18 protein-coding genes are annotated in these 19,198 nt (G+C 68.6%); 12 read left to right on the top strand and 6 right to left on the bottom strand.

Annotation, left to right across the window (positions count from 1 at the left end; translation table 11 throughout):
• Positions 1 to 15: 15 nt before the first annotated feature.
• Positions 16 to 507 (bottom strand): hypothetical protein, encoded by a 492-nt coding sequence (locus tag OK351_RS16495; protein ID WP_265161218.1) that lies wholly within the window; start codon positions 505 to 507, stop codon positions 16 to 18.
• Positions 504 to 1,772: an MFS transporter gene (locus tag OK351_RS16490; RefSeq protein WP_306349497.1), complete on the bottom strand. Its 1,269-nt coding sequence runs from the start codon at positions 1,770 to 1,772 to the stop codon at positions 504 to 506. Before OK351_RS16490 ends, OK351_RS16495 begins: the two co-directional genes overlap by 4 nt.
• 231 nt (positions 1,773 to 2,003) lie before the next feature.
• Between OK351_RS16490 and OK351_RS16485 the strand changes: the two genes are divergently transcribed.
• The 4 genes from OK351_RS16485 (at position 2,004) to OK351_RS16470 (ending at position 4,929) form a co-directional block, all read left to right on the top strand.
• Positions 2,004 to 2,480, top strand: a complete 477-nt coding sequence (locus OK351_RS16485) for an Lrp/AsnC family transcriptional regulator (RefSeq protein WP_265161216.1) — start codon at positions 2,004 to 2,006, stop codon at positions 2,478 to 2,480.
• Between the two features lie 156 nt (positions 2,481 to 2,636).
• Positions 2,637 to 2,891, top strand: a complete 255-nt coding sequence (locus tag OK351_RS16480) for a hypothetical protein (protein ID WP_265161214.1) — start codon at positions 2,637 to 2,639, stop codon at positions 2,889 to 2,891.
• Between the two features lie 65 nt (positions 2,892 to 2,956).
• A complete protein-coding gene (locus OK351_RS16475; protein WP_265161212.1) occupies positions 2,957 to 3,877 on the top strand; it encodes a LysR family transcriptional regulator in 921 nt (306 codons plus the stop codon).
• Between the two features lie 29 nt (positions 3,878 to 3,906).
• A complete protein-coding gene (locus OK351_RS16470; RefSeq protein WP_265161210.1) occupies positions 3,907 to 4,929 on the top strand; it encodes an enoyl-CoA hydratase/isomerase family protein in 1,023 nt (340 codons plus the stop codon).
• 20 nt (positions 4,930 to 4,949) lie between these two features.
• Here the strand turns inward: OK351_RS16470 and OK351_RS16465 are convergent, their stop codons facing one another.
• The 3 genes from OK351_RS16465 to OK351_RS16455 are packed head-to-tail and all read right to left on the bottom strand — an operon-like array spanning position 4,950 to position 10,256.
• Positions 4,950 to 6,713, bottom strand: coding sequence for an FMN-binding glutamate synthase family protein (locus tag OK351_RS16465; RefSeq protein WP_265161208.1), 1,764 nt, complete (start codon positions 6,711 to 6,713; stop codon positions 4,950 to 4,952).
• 49 nt (positions 6,714 to 6,762) lie between these two features.
• A complete protein-coding gene (locus OK351_RS16460; RefSeq protein WP_265161207.1) occupies positions 6,763 to 8,544 on the bottom strand; it encodes an ATP-binding cassette domain-containing protein in 1,782 nt (593 codons plus the stop codon).
• The gene (locus OK351_RS16455) at positions 8,541 to 10,256 is read right to left on the bottom strand and encodes an ATP-binding cassette domain-containing protein (RefSeq protein WP_265161205.1); all 1,716 of its coding nucleotides are present in this window, start codon (positions 10,254 to 10,256) and stop codon (positions 8,541 to 8,543) included. Before OK351_RS16455 ends, OK351_RS16460 begins: the two co-directional genes overlap by 4 nt.
• Before the next feature lie 84 nt (positions 10,257 to 10,340).
• On the opposite strand from OK351_RS16455, the gene OK351_RS16450 reads away from it, so the two are divergent.
• Positions 10,341 to 11,339: an acyl-CoA thioesterase gene (locus OK351_RS16450; RefSeq protein WP_265161203.1), complete on the top strand. Its 999-nt coding sequence runs from the start codon at positions 10,341 to 10,343 to the stop codon at positions 11,337 to 11,339.
• Positions 11,326 to 11,946, top strand: a complete 621-nt coding sequence (locus OK351_RS16445; RefSeq protein ID WP_265161202.1) for a phosphoribosylanthranilate isomerase — start codon at positions 11,326 to 11,328, stop codon at positions 11,944 to 11,946. Before OK351_RS16450 ends, OK351_RS16445 begins: the two co-directional genes overlap by 14 nt.
• 22 nt (positions 11,947 to 11,968) lie before the next feature.
• Here OK351_RS16445 and OK351_RS16440 read toward each other — a convergent pair whose 3' ends face one another.
• Entirely contained in the window at positions 11,969 to 12,520 is a 552-nt protein-coding gene (locus tag OK351_RS16440) for an acyl-CoA thioesterase (RefSeq protein WP_265161201.1), read from the bottom strand.
• A gap of 137 nt (positions 12,521 to 12,657) precedes the next feature.
• Here OK351_RS16440 and OK351_RS16435 point away from each other — a divergent pair, with 137 nt between their 5' ends.
• The 6 genes from OK351_RS16435 to OK351_RS16410 all read left to right on the top strand — a co-directional run bounded on the left by OK351_RS16435 (position 12,658) and on the right by OK351_RS16410 (position 19,191).
• Complete coding sequence (locus OK351_RS16435) at positions 12,658 to 14,025, top strand: sensor histidine kinase (RefSeq protein ID WP_265161199.1); 1,368 nt, start codon at positions 12,658 to 12,660, stop codon at positions 14,023 to 14,025.
• Entirely contained in the window at positions 14,022 to 14,675 is a 654-nt protein-coding gene (locus OK351_RS16430) for a response regulator (RefSeq protein WP_265161197.1), read from the top strand. The genes OK351_RS16435 and OK351_RS16430 overlap by 4 nt, the downstream gene beginning before the upstream one ends.
• Positions 14,676 to 14,762: 87 nt before the next feature.
• Positions 14,763 to 15,644, top strand: a complete 882-nt coding sequence (locus OK351_RS16425; RefSeq protein WP_265161195.1) for an ABC transporter ATP-binding protein — start codon at positions 14,763 to 14,765, stop codon at positions 15,642 to 15,644.
• A complete protein-coding gene (locus OK351_RS16420; protein WP_265161193.1) occupies positions 15,641 to 16,807 on the top strand; it encodes an ABC transporter permease in 1,167 nt (388 codons plus the stop codon). The genes OK351_RS16425 and OK351_RS16420 overlap by 4 nt, the downstream gene beginning before the upstream one ends.
• A gap of 132 nt (positions 16,808 to 16,939) precedes the next feature.
• Positions 16,940 to 17,569 carry a hypothetical protein gene (locus tag OK351_RS16415; protein WP_265161191.1) on the top strand — a complete coding sequence of 210 codons (630 nt, stop codon included), beginning with the start codon at positions 16,940 to 16,942 and terminating at the stop codon, positions 17,567 to 17,569.
• A gap of 29 nt (positions 17,570 to 17,598) precedes the next feature.
• Positions 17,599 to 19,191 (top strand): HNH endonuclease signature motif containing protein, encoded by a 1,593-nt coding sequence (locus OK351_RS16410; RefSeq protein ID WP_265161189.1) that lies wholly within the window; start codon positions 17,599 to 17,601, stop codon positions 19,189 to 19,191.
• Positions 19,192 to 19,198 lie beyond the last annotated feature (7 nt).

The raw sequence follows: 19,198 nt of genomic DNA, 5'->3' as shown, positions 1-19,198 counted from the left end.
TCCACGGGAGGCGGCTCAGCCCTTGGGGCTGATCCAGCGTCGGGCAGCCAGCACCAAGGCGAGTACCAGGGTCGCGAACAGGGCCGCTTCCACCCCGATATAGGCGTAATGCCACAGCGAGCCACCCTCGAAATCCCCGGAGAGCACCGCATCGGTCCGCCGGGACAGGCCAGGGCGGATCGCCACGGTTTTCAGCAGCAGCCAGAATCCGGCCAACCCCACCACGAACCACCAGAGCCTGTCCACGCCACGTTTGATCGAACCGGCCAGCAGGGCCAGGAACAACAGGATTTCCACCACGTTCATCGCGGCGAAGACCAGCCGCCCAATGCCCAGACCCAGCGGAATGGTGATACCCGGCGCCTGGAATTTCAGTGGCGCCTCGATGAAGGAAATGCCGATGACCAGTCCGGCCCAGATCGCCGGCACCAGGACACGGGCGGTTGCTGCCCACCGGCTGGCGGAGGCAGCCGTGGTGGATACGGGGGTTGAAGACTTCTGGTTCATGATTCCACTGTACGCCCGGCCCGGGGAATCCGAAGCCGCTCACTCCGCCAGGCAACGGCGGCCAGGGCCAGCGCCATCAGTATCGCCCCGAGCAGGAATACCTGGATGCTCACACCCAGTCCGAATACCCCGGCAGCCCATCCCAGGCCGATCACCGGCAGCGTACTTCCCAGATAGGTGATCACGTACACCGCCGAGACCGTCCGGGCGTGTTCGGCCACCGGCACCGCATCCACCGCCGCGCCGAAGGCCGCCTGGAAGGCCACCCCCTGACCGGCGCCCAACAACAGCATCGAGAGGACCACCAACGACAGGAACGAGTAGTGCAGGCCGATCAGCAGTCCCAGCAACGCGACCGCCAGCGCCAAGGTGGCGGAGGACTGCACATGCCTCCCATGCAGGTTCCCCAGCTGGACCAGGGAGGAGGACAGCAAGGCCAGTCCGGCCAGCAACCCGATCAACGGCAGTGAATGCAGGGCGAACACCGCGGACAAGTGCCCGGGGGCCAGCGACAGGACAAAACCGAAGATCGCGAAGCTGAGGAACCCCGTCAACCCCGCCATCCAGAATTCCCCGCCGGCGGTGGCCGGGATGATGCCGGCCCGCGGGGCCAGGGCCCGGCCGCGTTCCCCCGGGGCGGCCAGGGCAATGGCCGGGCGGGCCCGCAGCAGCGTCAGGGGAACCAGGAGTAACAGCAGTACCGCACCGATCACCCTGAACGGGGTCGCGTTGCCACCTGGCAGCAGGGCCAGCAGCCCGCCAAGCAGCGGGCCGAGGGCCACCCCACCTGCGGAAGCCAGCAAGGTGAAACGCGAGGCCCACTGCGGTTTGCTGGGCAGTAGTTCGCGCAGGGCCGCGGCACTGGCACCGGTGGCCATCGCAACCGAAGCCCCCTGCAGGGCCCTGCCGACGCACAAGCCGACCAGCCCCTGGGCGGAGGCGAACACCAGGCTTCCGGCCAGTCCGAGTAGCACGGCCAGGATCAGCGCCGCCCGGCGCCCAATGTGATCGGACCAGTGGCCGATGCTCACCAGGCAGAACAGCAGCGCGAGCACATAGCTGGCGAAGGCCACCGTGGTCCCCATCGGCCCGAGCGACAGCTGTTCCTGCAAGGCCGGATACAGCGGTGTGGCCAGGTTCGCCCCGCACAAGAGCACAAAAATCACCAGCCCCGACAACGCCAGCCGCATCCCGGCCGAGGCGTCCCAGAAGGTGTACCCGCCCACATGCGGTTGCATCCGCAGCTCGCTGAGGACCGACATCATGCCCCGCCTTTCCCTTGGTTCCCTTCGCTGGCGGCGGCCAGCCGATGATCGGAACAGCCAGCAGGTGGACCGCCTGTTCCGTGAGATTGCGCATTGTGCTCTGTGTTGAGTCCACAAATGGCACGTGCACTCACTAATATGGGATAAAACAAGAAGAACAATCATCCCCATACGGATCGATTGAGCAAAACATCCAAAAATCGGTGATCCCGAAGAGTGTGGAGTGTACTTTTGGTGCGTTTGGACGACGTCGACGTGAAGATCCTGTTGGCCATGATCGCCGATCCGAGGATCCAGATTTCGGATCTGGCCGAGCAGGTGGGCATTGCCCGCAACACCGCCCAGAGCCGGATGCGGCGCCTGCTTCGCGGAGGGGTGCTGCGTGATGGCGGGCGGGATATCGACCTGGCCGGGCTGGGCTACGACGTGTTGGCCTTCGTCACCCTGGAAGTGATGCACCGGGACATCGACGCGGTGATTTCGGCGTTGCGTGGCATCCCCAATATCCTGGAGGTGCACGAGATCTCCGGCAACGGGGACGTGTGGTTGCGCCTGGCCGCGGCCGACACCCACCAGCTGCAGGGCGCGTTACGCCAGATCCTGCGCATCCGCGGGGTCAAGCGCTCGGAGACCACCTTCGCACTGCACACCCACCTGTCCTACCGGTGTGCCCCATTGCTCGAGCAATACCGCCGCGACCACGCCTGATGCCGTCCGTTTCCGGTCCGGCCGGCCCGGGCCAAAGCCGTGTGCACCGCGCTCTTCCGCTGGCCGGTCCAAGGTCCTAGGCTGTAGGTACACAGTAGCCACGAGGGGTTTCCCAAGGCTAACTAGGTACCCCTCGGATAACCGAAAGAGTGCGCCATGACCCGCGAACTGGACCCGTCGGACTTCGCCCCGCAATACGGAAACGACTTGTACGAGCCCGATGACGGCCGTGATTCCCAGGCCTATGAGGGTTCCAGCGACATGCCCGAAAGCATGCGCAACATCGACCCGCTGGCACAACGCAGCTACCTGCTGGACGACGACCTGGAGGAGGAAAGCGATTTGGACAACGAGTTCCTGGAGCAGCGCTTCAACCCGGATGACCTCGAGCAGGCCGAGGACAATCCCTAGGCCGCGGCACCGTTGCGCAGGGGTTCGGCAGACGTTGTCCACGCGGAGCGCCTAGACTTTGGTACGTGATTAACCCGGTTCACCTCCGCACCCTGCTCGAAGTGGTCAGCCACCGCTCCTTCGCCACGGCCGCCTCGCGCCTGGGCTATACCGCCAGCGCGGTGTCCCAGCAGATGACCGCGCTGGAACGCAGCGCCGGCACCACCCTGTTCCTGCGCGGGGCCCGGTCCATCACCCCCACCCCGGCCGCCCTGCGCATGGTGCGCCACGCCAAACGCGTGCTCACCGATATCGACGCGTTGATGGCCGACGTGGCCACCGCCTCGACCGAGGGCCAGCAGCGCGAGGAAATCCGGGTGGGCATCTTCCCCTCGCTGGCCGCCTACGCCCTGCCGCAACTGCTCTCCGCCCCGGACTGGAATTCACTGGGTATCAACCTGCGACTGTGGATCGGCGAACCCCAGCAGACCGTGGCGGGGCTGGGGGCCGGCGGCGACCTGGACCTGGCGCTGATCTTCCAGGTGGGCCCCGGGGGCCTGAGCTGGCCGGCCAACCTGTCCCGCGCCTGGCTGGGCGACGACCAGTTCCGTGTGGTCATCCCGGCCAGCTGGCCGATGGCCGATGACTCGACGCTCAGCCTGGACCAGCTGGCCCAATGGCCCTGGATCATGCACCACCCCGGCGCCTCCGATGCCACGTTGATCGCCCGGCTTTTCGCCTCGTACAACATCCACCCCCAGGTGGCCGCCTACTGTGATGACTTCGAGGCCTCGTTGAACCTGGTGGCCGCCGGGCTCGGCGCAGCACTGGTTCCCGATCTGGCCATGGCCCGTGCCCCCGAAGGGCTGCGCATCGTGGACGCACCGGAAATCAGGCTGGCCCGTTCGATCTTCGCGCTGATGCCCGAGCAGGGTGCCAAGCCCAAGGCCGCTGTTGTGCTGGACCGGCTGTCCCAGGTCCTGGACCGGCACCCCACCCTGGGCTGAGTCCCGTCATTCCCGACCCTAGGAGAACCATGAGCGAACTGGTTGTTGCCCGCACCCACGGACCCATCGGGTATCTGGAACTGAACCGTCCGCAGAAGATCAACGCATTGAACCTGCCGATGCTCACCGCCCTGGACGGCATCCTGCGCCGCTGGGCGGAGGACCGCACGGTGCAGTTGGTGGTACTCGGCGGGCGCGGGGAGCGCGGGTTCTGCGCCGGCGGGGATATCGCCGCCTTCCACCAGGCGGTCACCTCCGGGGAGCATGCCGCCTTCCACGACCTGCTGGCCTTGGAGTTCGTGATCGACCACTTCCTGTCTGCCTACCCGAAACCGGTGCTGAGCCTGGCCCACGGTATCACCATGGGCGGCGGCATCGGGTTGGCCTCCCATGCCCCGGTACGGGTGGTCACCCGTGATGCCCGGATGGGGATGCCGGAGACCCGGATCGGCTACACCCCCGATGTCGGCGGCAGCCATCTGCTGGCCAGGTCCCCCGGGTATTTCGGTGAGTACTTCGCGATGACGGCGGGCAGCTTCACCGGTGCCGATGCACCCTTCCTCGGTTTCGCCGATGTGGTGCTCCCCGCGGGGACACTACCCGGGCTGCTTGATGAACTCGATGACCTTATCGGTCTGGATGCCGGCCAGATGATCGCCTCGCTGGAGCTGCTGCACGGGTCCGTGGCCCCCAGCCCGCTGGAAGCCGAGCAGGGGTGGATCGACCATGCCTTCTCGGCCGATTCCCCGGCCGAGGTCCTGGCACGGCTTGATGCCATGGTGCATCCGCGGGCCGCGGCTGCCGCGGCGGCCATCCGCGCCAACTCGCCCACCTCGGTGACCAGCGCCTTCCTGGCGGTGCGTGCAGCGCGCGCCGAGGACCACCTGCGTTCGGCCCTGGACCGCGAGTTGCGCCTGGCCGACTACCTGATGCACCTGCCGGATCTGGCCGAAGGCATCCGCGCCCAGGTGATCGACAAGGACCGGAACCCGGCGTGGAGCCCGGGCACCCTGGATGAGGTGGATATCCCGGCGCTCACCGCCCTGATGTAGCAGCGGACACCGCAGCCCTGCTACCGGCCGGGCTTGCCCTCGGGCCGGGTGGCGTCGGGGTGCACCGGCTTGACGCTGTGCCCCTCACGTGGTTCCACCCGTGGGGCGCTGACCGAGTTCGGGTACCCGGCGTGCGCGTGCGGTTCCAGGATGCGCACCGAATGCGGGGAGCCGAAGGTCAACGGGGCGTGTTCACCGAAATGCTCCGCGTCGGACTCCGCCCAGTCCTCGGCCCAGCTGCTGGGTACATCGTCGAGCAGTTCACCGGGGCGCAGCCAGTGGAAGAGCGAGGCATAGGACCGGGTGCTTTGCAGGTTCACCCGGCGGCGCAGCATCCGGGTGGTGAGCTGGTCCGGGCCCTCAAGCCCCATCGAGGCCATGATCTGGGCGGCCTCGGTCACCGTCAACCGGTGGTAGTTGTACACCCGGTTGCCCTTGTCCTCGACGTTCAGCGCCATGACCAGCCGCTTGTCCTGGGTGGCCACCCCCACGGGGCAGCGGTTGGTATGGCATTTCTGGGCCTGGATGCAACCGGTGGCCATCATCATCGGGCGGGCCGCGAAACAGAAGTCCGCCCCCTGGATCAGCCGTTTGACGATATCGCTGCCGGTGGCGATCTTGCCCGCGGCCCCGATCCGCACCTCGTCGCGCAGTCCGGTGCCCACCAACGCGTTGTGCACCAGCATCAGCCCGTCGGTCAACGGGGTACCGACATGGTCCTCGTACTCCAGTGGGGCGGCCCCGGTGCCGCCCTCGGCGCCGTCCACGGTGATGAAATCCACCAGGATGCCGGTGGCGATCATCGCCTTGCAGATCGCCAGCACATCGGTGCGCGAACCGACGCAGAACTTGATACCCACCGGTTTGCCGCCGCTGAGTTCACGCAACCGGGCCACGAAGTCCATCAGCTGCCGGGGTGTGGAGAATTCCGGGTGGCTGGCCGGGGAGATGCAGTCCTGGCCCAACGGCACCCCGCGGGCCTTGGCGATCTGCGCCGAGACCTTGGCGGCCGGCAGTACCCCGCCCAGTCCGGGCTTGGCTCCCTGGGACAGCTTGATGGTGATGCCCTTGACCGACTCGTGGGCGGCTTTCCGGGCGAAAGCCTCGGGGTTGAATCGCCCGTTCTCGGTGCGGCAACCGAAGTAGCCGGACCCGATTTCCCAGAACACATCCGCCCCGTAGCGCAGGTGGAAGTCGGTCAGCCCGCCTTCCCCGGTTTCGTGGATGAATTCGCCCATGGCCGCGCCCTTGTTCATCGCCAGCACGGCGTTCCTGGACAGCGCCCCGAAGCTCATCGAGGAGATGTTCAGCAACGAGACGCGGGCCGGGTGCCGGCACTGGCTGGAGCCGATCAGCACACTGTGCTGGTCCTGCGGCGGGGAGGTCGGCGCGGTGGAATGCAGCAGGTATTCGTAACCGGTGCGGTTCACGTCGCGTTCGGTGCCAAAGGCCTTGTGACTGTCGGCCCCCTTGGCCCGGGCGTAGATCAGCGAGCGGGTGTCCCGGTCGAAGGGCTTGCCGTCGGTATTGCGTTCGATGAAGTACTGCTGGATCTCGGGTCGGATGAACTCGAAGAAGAACCGGGTATGGCCCAGCACCGGGAAGTTGCGCAGAATCGCGTGCTTGGTCTGCACCACATCGTGGATCGCCAGGATCAGCAGCAGTGCGCAGACCGCCACCAGCACCCACCAGGCATGGCTGCCCAGTGCGATGGCGAAGATCGCGGCGAACACCGCCGCGGCACACAGCAGGATCAGGAACACCAGAACAAAAAACCGTGCCATGCCCCGAGCCTAGCCCCGCGGCGGGTGCCGGCGGTAGGGTCCGCCGGTATCAGCGACCGGATTCGGCGTCGATGCTCTCCAGCTCACGTCGGCGCATCAGGTGGAACAGCGAGCCCGAATCGGCCAGCAACTGCCGGGCGCTGCCGCGTTCGCGCACCTGCCCGTCCTCCAGGACCAGCACCGTCTCGAATTCCTCCAGCACCGCCAGCCGGTGGCTGATCATGACCAGTCCCATCCCTTGGGCCACCCGGCGTTGCAGGGCATCGAGCACTTGCGCCTCGGTATGCGTATCCAGGGCGCTGGTGGCCTCATCCAGCAGCAGGATCCTCGGCGAACGCAGCAAGGCCCGCACCAGCACCAGCCGCTGGCGCTGCCCGCCGGAGATGCGCGCACCGCGCTCCCCCAGCCGGGTGTCCAGCCCGGCACGCTGGGTCTTGAACCACGGACCCAGCCCGACTTCCTCCAGCGTGCTCACCAGCAGTGCATCGTCCAGGTCCTCCCGGCCCAGCGCCAGGTTCTCGCGCAGCGTGCCGCGGATCAGCGAATCGTCCTGGGCCACCAGCACCAGCCGCTCGCGCAACTGCTGCTGGGCCAGGTGCGCGGTGTCCACCGAATCCAGGGTGACCCGACCGGTGCAGGGCAGGGCGCGGACCAGGGCCGCGGCCACCGAGGACTTGCCCGAGCCCGAGGACCCGACCATGCCCACCCGGCTGCCCGGGGCCACGTGGAAGTCCAGGTGGCGCACCACGGTGTTCCGATCCCGCACCACCTGCAGGTCCCGGACCACCAGCCCGGTGTGCGAGGTGCCGGGCGGCAGCGGGTGCCGCGGTTCGGCAACCGGCGGGGGCATCTGGTGGTTCGCGTACAGCCGTTCGATGCTGTGCAGGGATTCCTGCAGCGAGCCGACGAACCCGTCCACCGCCCGCACCGCCTCGAAGGAGGGTACGGCGAGCACCAGCAGCACCAGCAGCGGGCCGGGCTCCACATTCCGGGCCCCTGCCAGCAGGATCAACAGCGCGCTGATCCACGGGACCAGGCCCACCAGGGCCGAGCGCAACCCCAGCGTCCAGGAGGCACGTCCGGCGCCCGGCGACGGGTGCGCATCGGGTTCCAGCCGGGCTGCCATGGCCCGCTGGGCGTCCAGGCTGAAGACCACCCCGGCCCCGGAGAGCGTGTCGGCGATCCGGGCACTGGTCAGCCGGCGGGCCGCCGTCTCCTCGGCCGCCGCGCGGCCGATCGTGCCCAACCCGAGCAGCGGCACCAGCGCTCCGAGCAGCAGGTAGCCGGCCAGCAGGATCAGCCCGCCAGCCAGCTGCACCGTCGCCATGGCCCACACCGCCACCAGGGTGCTCAGTACCAGCGCGGCGACGGCCGGGGGCAGGGTGTGCGCGAAGAACACCTCCACCCGGTCGATATCGCGCACCGCCCGTTGCAGCATCGCCCCGCTGTGTGCCCCGGCCGGAAACGGGGCCTGGCGTTCGTAGTCGGCATAGATCCGGGTGCGCAGCCGGGCCAACGCCAGGAAGGCCACCTTGTGGCCCGTGAACTGCTCGGCGTACCGCAGCCCGCCCTTGGCCAGGGCCAGCGCAACCAGCCATCCGGCGAGCGCCGGGTAGCCGAGCCCGGCTCCGGGCAGCGTCACCGGCAGCCCCGCGGCCTGCGCCAGCCCCAGGGCGGCCACATAGTAGATGCCCAACGCGGCCAGCCGGGTGCAACAGGCCAGCACGCTGGCCAGCAGCAGCGGGGCGACCAGGTCCCGGGTGCTGTGAAGGATCCAGCGCACTGCCGGTCGCAGGTTGCCTTGTATGCTGCCGGTTGACGGGCGGTTCACCGGTGGCCCCCGATGCGTTCGCTGCGCCGGGTGTAGGCGGCCATGGCGCGGGCCAGGTAGCCATCCTGGGCCAGCACCGCCTGGGTCCGTCCAGCCTGGATGACCTTGCCCGCCTCCATCACCACCACCCGGTCGTAATCAGCCAGCATCGACAGCCGGTGGGTCACGGTGATGGTGATGCGGCCCTGCCCGACGGTACCCAACAGCTGCAACACCTGTGCTTCGGTATGCACATCCAGTGCGCTGGTCGGCTCGTCCAGCAGCAGCACCGGCCGGTCGGCCAGCACCGCCCGGGCGATGGCCAGGCGTTGGCCCTGCCCGCCCGAGAGCCGGGCCCCGCCTTCTCCCAGCGGCAAATCAAGCCCCTGCTCCAGGGCCTCGAACCAGTCCCCCAGCCCCACCCGGTGCAACAGCCCGATCATCTCCTGGTCGGTGGCCTGGGGATCGGCCAGGGCCAGGTTCTCGCGCAGGCTCATCGCAAACAGGGTCGAGTTCTGCTCCACCACCGCGGTATTCCAGCGCAGGGTGGCGGTACCCAGTGCCTGCCGGGTGTCGTGGACCAGCCCGGCACTGGTTTCCAGCTGCCCGGACAGCAGCCGCAGCAATGTGCTCTTCCCGCTGCCCGAGGCGCCGATGACCGCGGTGCGCGAGCCCGCCGGGAAGCTGAGGTTGATCCCGCTGATCGCATCCGCACCGTCCTCGTAGCCGGCGGCCACCGATTCCAGGTGCAGGCCGGTGGCCCGCAGGTCCACCTTCAGCGCGGTCAGCATCCCCGGATGCGGTTCCTCGGTCAGCACCTGGGTGATCCGCTCCTGGGCGGTCCTGCCGGTCATCCCGATGTAGAAGAAGCTGCCAACATAGTTCACCGGGGCCAGCATCAGGAAGCTGAGCGCCAGCAGGGACAACCCGCCACCGACCCCCAGCACCCCGGTGTCCACCTTCCACCAGGCCAGTAGCGCTGCGGTGGAAAGCAGCAGCAGGGCGAAAGTGGCGTCGATGACCAGCAGCACCAGCTGGTTGCGGGCCAGCAGTTTCATCACCTGCACCCGCACGTTCTGCGCTGCGGCAGCCACCTTGGTTCCCATCCAGCCCGAGGCGTTGTTCAGCTTGAGCATGCCCAGGTTGCGCAGCGCGTCCATGAATACCGCGGCCAGGGTTCCCTGGGCGCGCCGGTAGGCACCGGAGGAGGAACGGAACAGCCGTTGGAAACCCAGTACGATCACCGGCACCAGCAGCAGCAGGATCCCCAGGATTGCGGCGGCGGAGGCGTCCAGGAACACCGCCACGAATCCGAGCACGATGAACGGGGTGATCACCGCGGCCAGCGCCGGACCGGTGAATCCGGCCCGGTAGCGCACCATCCGGTCCACCGCATCCATCGCGGTGTTCACCCGTTGGCCGTGCCCGCCGCGGGCCAGGGCCAGGGGGCCGATGGCCAGGTAGTGCTCCAGCAGCCGGGCACGCACCCCGGCCTGCATCCGCCCCGAGGCCCGCTGGATCACCACCGGGATCAGCACCAGCCCGGTCCCGGCGGCCAGCAACGCCAGGGCCACCTGCAGGTACCAGGCCGCAGCCGGGGGCCTGTCCGCAAGCACCGCGTCCAGCCCGGCACCCAAGAGCACCGCCAGCCAGGCGGTCGCGGCGCTGACGATTACCGCAAGCCCCACCACCGGTACGGTGGGCGAAGAACCGGGCACAATAACCTTACTCACCCCTCCATGGTAGGCCGGGTGGCCGCGGCCCGGGGCGATGTCATGCAATTGCGTGGGCACATACCGGTACTGGACACTGGTGCAATGGATAACGCACGCCCGCATGAGATCACGCTCCGGTTCCTGGCCGCCCCGATGGATGTGGGCCTGTCCGGCACCGTGGAGGCCGGCACGGTACTTGAATGGGTGGACAAGGCCGCCTACGCCGCCGCGGTGGGTTGGGCCTCCAGCTACTGCGTCACCGCGTATGTGGGCAACATCCACTTTGCCGCCCCGGTGCGTTCCGGGGACCTGGTGGAGGTCACCGCCGGCATCGTGTACACCGGCACCTCCTCCATGCACGTGTACACCGAGGTTTCCTTCCGCGACCTGCGCGGCACCGGGACCCGCACCTCCACCACCTGCCTGGTGATCTTCGTGGCCGTGGATGAGGCGGGCAAATCCCGCCCGGTGCCCGCCTTCACCCCGGCAACCGCCCTGCAGGCCGAACGCCGGGAGCAGGCGCTGGCCCGCATCGGCATCCGCGACGCGATCGTGGCGGAGATGAAGGGCCAGCAGTACACCGGCGACGGAACCGCCGAACGGATCATCCTGCGATTCCTGGCCGAGCCCAACGACGTGAACTGGGGCGGGAAGGTGCACGGCGGGATCGTGATGAAATGGATCGACCAGGCCGCTTCCCTGTGCGCCGCCCGGTACTGCGGGCTGGATGCGGTGGCGGTCTTCTCCGGCGGCATCCGCTTCTACCGCCCGCTGCTGATCGGGGACCTGGTGGAGGTCGAGGCGCGACTGGTCTACACCGGCACCAAGGGCATGCACATTGCGGTGCATGTGCGCTCGGGCGACCCCAAGACCCGGGACATGCAGCTGACCACCTATTGCCTGACGGTGATGGTGGCCCGCGACGAGACCGGCACGGCGGTGGCGGTTCCGCGCTGGGAACCGGTCAGCACCGAGGACCGGGCGTTATGGGATCATGCCCGGGCCCTGGTGGCGATCCGCGCCAATGCGCCGGGCGGCTACACCCCCACCCACCTGGCCGATGCCGGCTCCCCGGCCCCTACCGCCAATGAGGTCATCTAGATTGGGCAGCAGCGCCTTGGTGAAGATCTGCGGGTTGTCAACCGCCGCGGATGTGGACACCGCACTGGAACACGGTGCCGACGCGTTGGGTTTTGTGCTCACCGCCTCGCCGCGGGAAGTCACCCCGGCGCAGGCCGCCGGGCTGGTGGGCCCGGTACCCGATACGGTGGCCACCGTCGGGGTCTTCCGCTCCGAACCGGTGCAGCGGGCCATCGAACTGGCCGGCGCGGCCCGGCTGGGCTGGATCCAGCTGCATGGGGCCCGCACCCCGGAGGATATCGCCGCGGTGCAGGCCGCCGGGTTCAGGGCCATCCGCGCGGTGCGCATGGATGCGGCGGCCGCGGATTTCACCGATTGGGGTGAGGACCTGTTGCTGATCGACGCCGCGGTGCCCGGCAGCGGGGAAAGCTGGGACTATGCGGCCGTGCGCCCGCTGGCAGCGGGCCGTAGCTGGCTGGTGGCCGGCGGGCTCACCCACGCCAATGTGGCCCGCGCCCTGCAGCTGTCCGGGGCCACCGGGGCCGATGTCTCCTCCGGCGTCGAATCCTCCCGCGGGGTCAAGGACCGGACCCTGATCGCCCGGTTCATCGCGGCTGCCAAGGCCTAGAGCCGCCCGCAACCTGGCCGGGTCAGCCCAGCCAGCGGTGCGGCGCCGGTTTGCGGGCCCCGGGCAGGGAGCTGTTCTCCCGCCAGGTGGTGATCCATTCGGGCACCTGCCGGTCCGCCGGCAGACTCACCCCGGCGGCGGCCAGGATCTTCTCATTGGGCACCGGGCCGGACTTCGAGACCATCCGGGTGGCGATGTAGCCCCGGGCGTAGATCTCCCCGTCCACCACGATCCGCTGTTCGAAGTAGACGCACTTCTCGTCGAGGCCCAGCAGCCGGGTCTCCTGGCTGAAGCGGGTGCCGAGCTTCACCGATTTGCGGAAGGTGATCATCTCCGCCTGCACCACCGGGCTCCATTTGTTCTTCCGGATCGTTGCCCACACCCCGGAGCGGAACATCAGGTCGAAACGCCCCAGGTCGAAGATGGAGAAGTACATGCCGTTGTTGATGTGCCCGGCGAAGTCGATGTCTGTCAGCGTCGCGCGCATCGGCACGCTGCCCACATCCAGCATCGAGATCCGCGGGCGTTTGCGGCCGGCCAGCAGCAGGGCGAAGATACGAAAAATCATGTGCATACCGTCACATTACCGCTCGGTAACCACTTCTTCCAGCCACCTGCCACCTTTGGCGTAATCCGCCAGGCCCATCCGCGGGCGCAGCCCGGGCGGTAAGGTGCTGTGGTAGCAGCTGCCGACCGCCCAAGGATGCCACCATGTCCCGACTTGCCGATCTGGTGCACCGGCGTGTGCCCTCGCTTCCACCCAGCGACTGGGAACGCCCGGCCCCCGATGCGCAGGGCCTGCGGCGCGATGTGCTGGCCGCCCTGGCCTTCCTGGCACTGGCCCTGCTGATGCAGGAACTGGTCCAGTCGCTCACCGAAGCGGATACCGCGGTCTCCCGCCCGCTGGCCTACCTGGTCACCGCCTCGCTGGTGCTGCCGCTCATGCTGCGCCGGCGCTGGCCGATACTGATCATGCTCTTCTCCTCGGCCGCGTTCATGGTCGCCGGGGTGGGTGACACCGCCATCGTGGCCATGCAGCTATGCGCCCAGCTGGGCTACTTCCTGGCGCTCTACTCCGCGATCGCCTGGGCGCGTAACCGCCGGGCCCTGTGGACGGGGTTGGGTGTGGTGCTGCTGGCCATGGGCCTGTGGCTGGTGCTCTCCTTCTTCACCTCGGACCTGCTCAGCGCCACCGGACGCCAGCTGGTCCAGGACCCGGCCGGTGCGCTGGATCCGCTGACCGCGCTGCCGCTCTACACCTTCATGGTGAACCTGCTGTACTTCGGCGGCGCCATCTTCCTCGGCCTGACCAGCTGGTCCAACGCCTACGCCAACCAGCTGGTGGCCGCGCAGGCCGAACGGATCGCCGCCCAGGCCCAGGAACTGGCCGCTCGCGCGGTCAGCGAGGAACGGCTGCGCATCGCCCGGGAGCTGCACGACGTGATCGCCCACCACATCTCCTCGGTGGGTGTCCAGGCCTCCGCCGCGCGCATGGTCCAGGAGCGCGACCCGGCCAAGGCCGCCGAGCTGATGCGCGGCATCGAGGGCTCGGCCCGCAACGCCGTGGCCGAAACCCGGGCGCTGCTCGGAGTGCTACGCGAACCCCAGGGCGGCGGCGGGCAACAGGAGCTGCATGGCACCCGGCATCCGGAACCCTCGCTGGCCCAGCTGGACCGGCTCATCGCCCACCAGGCCGGGCTGGGGCTCAGCGTCCAGCTCACCCGGGCCGAACACCGCCCGGATTTCCTCACCACCCTGCCGCAGGGCCTGTCCCTGGCGCTGTACCGGATCAGTTCCGAGGCGCTGGCCAATGTACGCACCCATTCCACCGCCCGGAGTGCCCGGTTGACCCTGCGTTCGGGCACCGACGACGCCGGTACCTGGGTGGAGGTCGAGGTCACCGACGAGGGGCGGGCCCGCCCGGGCACCGGGGGATCCGGATTCGGGTTGCGCGGCATCCGCGAACGGGCCAAGCTGCATCACGGCGAGGTGGAGATCGGGCCACGCGCCGAACGCGGTTGGCGCACCCGCGCCCGGTTGCGCGTGACTTCCGAGCCTGCCACTAGGCTGGAAGCATGAACACCATCCGCGTCGTGATCGCCGACGACCAGCCGCTGATCGTTTCCAGCCTCAAACTTGTGCTGGAAACCGACCCGCTGATTCGCGTGGTGGGCACCGCGAACACCGGGTACGAGGCGATCAGCACGGTCACCGAACTGCGGCCCGAGGTGGTGCTGATGGACATCCAGATGCCCGAGCTGGACGGGATCGCGGCCACCGGACAGCTGGTGCGCGACACCGCCGCCAAGATCATCGTGCTGACCACTTTCAACCGCGACGACTACCTGTTCGACGCGCTGGACGCCGGGGCCAGCGGATTCCTGCTGAAGAACACCGAACCCGAAACGCTGATCCATGCGGTGCACCAGGTCGCGGCCGGGCACGGGCTGCTGGCCCCGGAGGTCACCCTCAAGCTCATCCGGCGCCGCACCGCCGGCCGACCGGCCGAACCGGGGCCGGAGAGCCAGCTGCTGCAGAGCCTGACCGAGCGGGAGCGGCAGGTGCTGGCCCTGCTGGCCACCGGGGGCAACAACCAGGAGATCGCCGCCCAGCTGGGGTTGAGCGAGGCAACGGTCAAGACCCACCTGTCCAACCTGCTGGCCAAAACCAACCTGCGCGACCGGGTGCAGGCGGTGCTTTTCGCCCACCGGGCCGGACTCATCCAATAGTTTCATCCTGAAGCGTGAGCCGCCCGGCCCGCCGGTTTCCTAGGCTGGAAGCCAAGGAAACGGCTACCACACCACAAGGAGCACAGCGTGCTGCAATTGGAGAGCATCACACGGTCCTTCGGGGACCGTCCGGTCCTGCGCGATGTCGGTTTCGACGTACCGCGCGGCGCGCTGACCGGATTCGTCGGCGCCAACGGGGCAGGCAAGACCACCACCATGCGTATCATCATGGGTCTGCTCACCGCCCATGGCGGCACCGTGCGGCTGGACGGCAAGGAGCTGGGCGCCACTACCCGCCCCGACTTCGGCTACATGCCCGAGGAACGCGGGCTCTACCCCCGCCAACCGGTCATCGACCAGCTCGTCTACCTGGGCTCGCTGCACGGGCTCAGCCGCCCGCTGGCCCGCCAACGCGCACTGGACCTGCTCGAACGCTTCGGCCTGGCCGACCGGTCCAAGGCCAAGCTCGAATCCCTGTCACTGGGCAACCAGCAACGCGTCCAGGTCAGCGCGGCCCTGCTGCACGATCCGGCGGTGCTGGTACTCGACGAGCCGTTTTCCGGGCTGGACCCGCTGGCGGTGGATGCGATGAGCTCGATCCTGCGCGACTACGCCACCCGCGGGGTGCCGATCCTGTTCTCCTCGCACCAACTGGACCTGCTCGAAACCCTGGTCGAGAACCTGGTGATCATCCAGGATGGCACGGTGGTGGCCAGCGGGCCGGCCGAGACGTTGCGCGAGAACCACGCGGACAAGCACCGGCTGGTGCTGGACGGCGATACCGGGTGGCTGCGCGAGGTACCCGGGGTGCAGGCGCTGGACATTTCCGGGCCCGAGGCACTGATCCGCTTCGACTCCCCGCACATCGCCCACCAGGTGCTCACCGAGTCGCTGCAGCGTGGCAGGGTCCTGGAGTTCTCCCTGCACCGCCCCACCCTGGCCGACATCTACCGGGAGGTTATCCGATGAACAGCACCCCAGCCTGGCTGACCGTCACCCTGCGCGAAGTCGAAACCAAGGTCCGCGACAAGGCCTTCATCATTTCCACCCTGATCACCGTGCTGCTGATCATCGGCTCCATCGTGGTCACTTCCTTCCTGGCCAACCGCACCGCCAACTATTCGGTGGCCGGCGGCGACGAGCTGTCCCTGGCCGTGCTCTACCAGGCCCAGCAGGACCAGCCCGATGACGTGGACCTGTCGGTGCAGAATATCGACGCCGGGCGGGCCCGAACCGACCTGGCCGACGGCAAGCTCACCGCGGTGCTCTCCGCCGGGGCCGACGGCGGGTTCGTCATCCAGGGCCGGGAGGAGGTCCCTGGAAAGCTGACCGGCCTGCTGGATGCCGCCGCGCAGCAGGTGCTCACCACCCGGATGCTGGAATCGGCCGGAATCAACCCCGAGCAGCTGCCCGGCACGGACCTGGTCTCGGTCGAACTGCTCGAGGGCGACGCCGAACGCAATTCGATGATCCAGGCCATGGCGTTCATCTTCTCCTTCCTGTTCTACATGGCCGCGCTGATCTTCGGCATGCCGATCGCGAACTCGGTGATCGAGGAGAAGCAGAACCGCGTGGTGGAGATCCTGGCCAGCGCCATCAGGTTGCGCGACCTGCTGGCCGGAAAGATCCTGGGCAACATCATCCTGGCCCTCGGCCAGCTGCTGGTCTTCCTGGGCGTGGGGCTGGGCGCCGCCTGGCTCTCCCCGGTGCAGATCCCGTTCCTGGGTGTGGTCTTCCAGGTGGCGACCTGGTTCGTCGTCTTCTTCCTGGCCGGTTTCCTGGTGCTCGCGGGTTTCTGGGCGGCCCTGGGCGCCCTGGCCGCACGCACCGAGGACCTGCAGCAGTCCTCCGGCCCGGTGGTCACCTTGCTGATCGCGATCCTGTTCGTGGGCATCTACGCCAAGGGCACGGTGCTGGTCATCGCCTCCTATGTCCCGATCGTTTCCTCGGTGGCCATGCCGATCCGCCTGTTGACCGGGACCGTGCCCTGGTGGGAGCCGGTGCTCTCGCTGCTCATCGTGCTCGGCTTCTGCTGGCTGGTGCTGGTCTTCGCCGAACGCATCTACCGCCGCGCGGTGATGCACACCGGTGGGGCACTGACCCTGCGCAAGGCGCTGAAACTCGAGGACTGACCCACCGCGGCCGGCTGGCCCGGGGTGTCACCCAGCGCGGGCACAGCCGGCCGGGTTAAGCTGGCGGACGATGAACCGGGGCCGCGTCAGCGCCGCCCCACCCCGCCCCCCGAGCACAGGAGACACCACCCAGTGAGCCCGCAGCCACAACGCCTGAACCTCTCCCCGCGAGCGATCCTGCTCTGGCTGGTCCTGCTCATCGGGTTGGTGGCCAACTCGGCGCTGGGGCTGGCCCACCTGATGCTGGCCGGCGGCAGCTTCCTGGTGGTCACGCTGTGGGCGGTGCGGGTACTGGTGCTGGCCTGCTGCTGGGCGCTGTTGCCGGGCACCGGCACCGCCAAGGGGTGGGGGCTGGGGTTGGTCCTGGCGGCACTGCTGCTCGATGCCCTGCTCAAGGCCCCGGTGCTGGGCGGCATCGAATACGGCGACTGGTTCCTGCTCCGCTCCCTGGACCTTACCGGCGCCTACTCCGGCTACCTGACCGCGTGCGGATTCCTGCTACCGCTACTGATGCTCACCGGCTGGTTCATCCTGCGTGGCCGCCGCGGCCCGGGCTGGATCGCCGGGCTGGCCATGGGACTGCTGATGTCGTTGGCCACCTTGCTGGCCAGCAACTCCGCCGAGGCCACCACGGTGCTGTTCGTGCTGCTCGGCGTCGGGCGGCTGGTGATCCCGGCCTGGACCGCAGCCATCGCCGACCAGCTGGCCAGCGTCCTGGCCCGCCGCGGGAACTTATCCACAGATTTCCCCGCCGGCCGCTGAACCGGGCGCGGCCCGGGCACACTGGGTGCATGTTAACCAGCACACCGGACACCGACCTGCGCGGGCTGCAGCAGCTGATCGAGGCGCTGCACCGCAACGGGACCCCGGTGCGCCCCGACGAGGACCCGGAACTCTGGCGGCAACTGGCTTCCGCCGCCGGGGCACTCTTCGCAGTCCTGGGCGATGCGCTGGCCGGTACCGATGACCCGCGGCTGGCCCTGGAACTGGCCGGCACCGCCCGGGGCCTGCAACACCAGGCCACCCGGATGGCCCTGACCGCCGCGGACCGGGTTGCCGCCACCAATGCGCATCAGCTGGACCCGGCCGAATACGAGCAGTTGCGCACCCGCGCCGCGGATCCCGCCCGGCCGGCCCGCCGTTGCAGCGGGCGCCCCAGCTTCAAGAACCCGGCCGAGCTGCTGGCCGCCTGGTTGCATATCCCCTTTCCGGAGGCCCGCCAGCAGGTGCTGGATGCCGGGGATCTGGTGGGGCGGCGCGACGCGGCCGGTTCCCCGCTCCCCCCGCGTTTTCCGCACCTGGCCACGCTCTTTGCCGACCCGGGGTACAACCCCGAGCAGGTCCGTGCCGCCAGCGGCCAGCTGGCCAAACACGAACCGGCGGATACCTCCTTCGACGGGATACCGTGCGCTCCCACCCTGCGCCACGCCGACGGGCGCACCGTGGAGGAACATGCCGCCGAGGTCCTGCGCCGGCGTCCCACCGCCCGCGAATCCGAACGGCTGGTCAAGACCCTGGTCAACGATGCGGCAGCGGATGCCGCAACCAGTACCCGTGCGGCGCTGCGGCTGGGCCTGCACCGGCTGCCGGTGCGCAACCCGCGTTGCCGTGAATACCTGCTGCGGGTGGGGCTGGCCGATGCCGAACGCCTTGAATCGGCCATCGCCCAAGCCAACAATCCGCGCACCGAAGCCGGACAGGCGGCCCGCAACACGTCCCCGGACGACGATGCCCCCGCCGAACCGGCCGAGCGCCCGGATTTCCTGCCCGATGACGTGGAGGACTCGGCCCGCTGGGATCCGGAACAGCCCGGGTTGGAGCCCACCCCGGCGGAACGGGCGCTCAGCGCCCTGATGGACCTCGTTGGCAGTATGCCCACCGACTCGGGGGCCCGCAAGAAAATCCGGCCACGACTGGTGGTCCACCTGCAGGTGGAGGACCTGAGGAAACTGGCCGAAGGGCACGCGCAAACCGCCCATGGCATCAACCTCCCGGCAGGGGAACTGCGCCATCTGCTCTGCGAAGCCGACATCATCTCCGCGGTGTTCAACGCCAAGGGGCAGCTGCTGGACTATGGCAGAGCGTATCGGCTGGTGCCACCGGCGATGCGCGAAATGGTGTTGGCCCGCGATCGCGGGTGCCTGGTGCCCGGCTGCTGCGCGCCGCCCGGACGGCTGCAGATCCACCACATCAAGCCGTGGTACCTGGGCGGTACCACCTCCATGGACAACCTCGGCCCGATGTGCGATTCGCACCATCATGCGGCGGACAACGGGGAGATCCAGGTGGTGGTGATCGACGGGCTGCCGTACGTGGTCATGCCCAAGCACATCGATCCCGAACAGAAACCGCGCCGCAACCGGTACTGGAACCCGGGGAACTAGCCTCCGG

This window comes from Glutamicibacter sp. MNS18 (assembly GCF_026107515.2).
Taxonomy (GTDB): domain Bacteria; phylum Actinomycetota; class Actinomycetes; order Actinomycetales; family Micrococcaceae; genus Glutamicibacter.
The sequence above is the reverse complement of the archived record's forward strand: the minus strand, read 5'-3'. Positions and strand labels throughout refer to the sequence as shown.

Excerpts from the sequence above, each read along its gene's own strand:
- OK351_RS16470 (WP_265161210.1), top strand. The coding sequence starts at position 3,907 with ATGAGCGAACTGGTTGTTGCCCGCACCCACGGACCCATCGGGTATCTG.
- OK351_RS16495 (WP_265161218.1), bottom strand. The coding sequence starts at position 507 with ATGAACCAGAAGTCTTCAACCCCCGTATCCACCACGGCTGCCTCCGCC.
- OK351_RS16435 (WP_265161199.1), top strand. The coding sequence starts at position 12,658 with ATGTCCCGACTTGCCGATCTGGTGCACCGGCGTGTGCCCTCGCTTCCA.
- OK351_RS16465 (WP_265161208.1), bottom strand. The coding sequence starts at position 6,713 with ATGGCACGGTTTTTTGTTCTGGTGTTCCTGATCCTGCTGTGTGCCGCG.
- OK351_RS16440 (WP_265161201.1), bottom strand. The coding sequence starts at position 12,520 with ATGCACATGATTTTTCGTATCTTCGCCCTGCTGCTGGCCGGCCGCAAA.
- OK351_RS16445 (WP_265161202.1), top strand. The coding sequence starts at position 11,326 with ATGAGGTCATCTAGATTGGGCAGCAGCGCCTTGGTGAAGATCTGCGGG.
- OK351_RS16410 (WP_265161189.1), top strand. The coding sequence starts at position 17,599 with ATGTTAACCAGCACACCGGACACCGACCTGCGCGGGCTGCAGCAGCTG.
- OK351_RS16480 (WP_265161214.1), top strand. The coding sequence starts at position 2,637 with ATGACCCGCGAACTGGACCCGTCGGACTTCGCCCCGCAATACGGAAAC.
- OK351_RS16450 (WP_265161203.1), top strand. The coding sequence starts at position 10,341 with ATGGATAACGCACGCCCGCATGAGATCACGCTCCGGTTCCTGGCCGCC.
- OK351_RS16420 (WP_265161193.1), top strand. The coding sequence starts at position 15,641 with ATGAACAGCACCCCAGCCTGGCTGACCGTCACCCTGCGCGAAGTCGAA.
- OK351_RS16490 (WP_306349497.1), bottom strand. The coding sequence starts at position 1,772 with ATGATGTCGGTCCTCAGCGAGCTGCGGATGCAACCGCATGTGGGCGGG.
- OK351_RS16430 (WP_265161197.1), top strand. The coding sequence starts at position 14,022 with ATGAACACCATCCGCGTCGTGATCGCCGACGACCAGCCGCTGATCGTT.